The sequence below is a fragment of the Arhodomonas sp. AD133 genome, assembly GCF_051195215.1.
In the GTDB taxonomy this organism is placed as follows: Bacteria; Pseudomonadota; Gammaproteobacteria; order Nitrococcales; family Nitrococcaceae; genus Arhodomonas.
In genome coordinates, this window is sequence record NZ_JBNAZM010000123.1 from 1 (window position 1) to 1,898 (window position 1,898).

Here is a 1,898-nt window from a genome sequence, read left to right on the forward strand (position 1 = left end):
CCGAACGCCGGTGCAGACCCTCAAGGCATGGCAACGGGATCGGCCCGAGTTATTTCGAAAATTGGTATATGATCACCAGAGTCTCGACAGTACCGGGGTTATCGACCGGTTCGTTGCCTACCGCGAGGTGGAGAAAGTGGAGTCCAAGGGCACCACGCGCTCCACCGTGCACCTGCGCTCGGGGATGCAGGTGGATCTGCGCCTGCTGCCGACGCGTAGCTACGGCGCGGCGCTGTGTTACTTCACCGGCTCCAAGGCGCACAACGTGGAGTTGCGGACCCGGGCGGTAAAACATGGTCTCAAGATCAACGAATACGGCGTCTTCAAGGATGACGACTACATAGCCGGGCGCACGGAAGCATCCGTCTACGAACAGGTGGGGCTCACTTACATCGAGCCGGAGTTGAGGGAGAATCGTGGTGAGTTGGAGGCCGCAGAACAGGGCGAGCTTCCCAGGCTCGTGACGCTGGACGACATACGGGGGGATCTCCACTCGCACACCAACGCCACCGACGGCCAGGCGTCGCTGAAGGAGATGGCCGAAGCAGCCGCGGCCAAGGGGTACGACTACCTCGCCATTACCGATCACTCCCAGCGAGTAACCATGGCGGGTGGATTGAACGAGAAGGCGCTGCGTGAACAACTGCAGGCTATCGATGCCCTCAATGACGAGCTCGAGGGGGTCGCGGTGTTGAAGGGCTGTGAGGTGGACATCCTGAAAGACGGAACCCTGGATCTACCCGATTCCGTCCTCAAGGAGCTGGACCTGACGGTGTGCTCCGTCCACTACCACCGGGAGCTGTCCCGCAAACAGCAGACCGAGCGGATCATCCGGGCCATGGACAATCGCTACTTCCACATCCTGGGGCACCCCAGCGGACGGTTGATCAACGAGCGGGCCCCTTACGACGTCGACATGGAGGCGGTCATCGAGGCGGCCGCCGAGCGGGGATGCGCCCTGGAGCTCAATGCCCAACCCTCCCGTTTGGATCTTGCGGATACCTACTGCCACATGGCCAAGGACACAGGTGTAAAAGTCGCCGTTAGCACCGATGCCCATACGACCGATCAACTGGCGCATATGCGTTACGGCATTGATCAGGCCAGGCGTGGTTGGCTGAGTGCCGATGACATCATCAATACACGTGGCCTCGAGGCCCTGCGGAAATTGCTGCGACGAAGCTGAACGGACCGCACGCGCCAGGTACGTTCCAAACGTTTCCCCTCATAGGCCATTGATGCACAAAAGGGATGGAATTGCAGCCAAACGCCCCGGCGCCAACCGGATGCGACGCGCCGAACGCCGCCATCTGACGCGGCTACAGCGTGACGCCCGCAAGCGAGACCTTGCCTTGGAGGAATCGGGCCGGGGGGGGAGGCGGTTTTGCTGAGCGAGGAAACCTGGTGCCCGCTGCCTGCCGGACCGTCCGCCCGAACAGCTGCCCGTCGACGAGCAGCCGGAGCGCTTCGACAGCACGCGTTCAGTGCCCGGACTCGGATCGAGCATTGTTTGGCGTCAACGCCCGCGTGGGCGGCCCGAGGAAACCCGCCGGCGCATCCGGCACGAGCACGGCTTCCTACTCACCCTGTGCGTAAGCGTTCATTCGAGGCCGCTCTTCCGGGACACTTGGTCCGCGCATAGCCTTTCACGTGCATTCACTGGCACGGGAGGGAGCGATGATCAGCAACGAGAGCCGGCACATCCGACGCAGCGAGGCCCAGTGGCGAGAGATCTTCGCCGCGCATGAAGCCAGCGGCCTCAGCCAAGCGGCGTTCTGCCGGCGCGAGGGGGTGGCGTTGAGCACCTTCGCGCACTGGAAGCGCCGCCTGGCGATGGACGACGCGGCACCGGCGTCAGAGTCCGGGGCGGCGGTGATCGATCTCGGCGCGCTCGATGA

The 1,898-nt window shown here is 63.3% G+C and carries 2 protein-coding genes; both read left to right on the forward strand.

Features of this window, described 5'->3' with window-relative positions:
- The first annotated feature begins 184 nt into the window (after positions 1-184).
- On the forward strand, positions 185-1,186 hold the full coding sequence (locus ACPEES_RS23210; protein ID WP_435106850.1) for a PHP domain-containing protein: 1,002 nt from the start codon (positions 185-187) through the stop codon (positions 1,184-1,186).
- 491 nt (positions 1,187-1,677) lie between these two features.
- A partial coding sequence (gene tnpA, locus ACPEES_RS23215) for an IS66 family insertion sequence element accessory protein TnpA (RefSeq protein WP_435106848.1) occupies positions 1,678-1,898 on the forward strand: 221 nt, incomplete at its 3' end.

What these genes read in the sequence shown, in the direction of transcription:
- ACPEES_RS23210 (WP_435106850.1), top strand. Translation starts at nt 185, where the DNA reads ATGCAGGTGGATCTGCGCCTGCTGCCGACGCGTAGCTACGGCGCGGCG.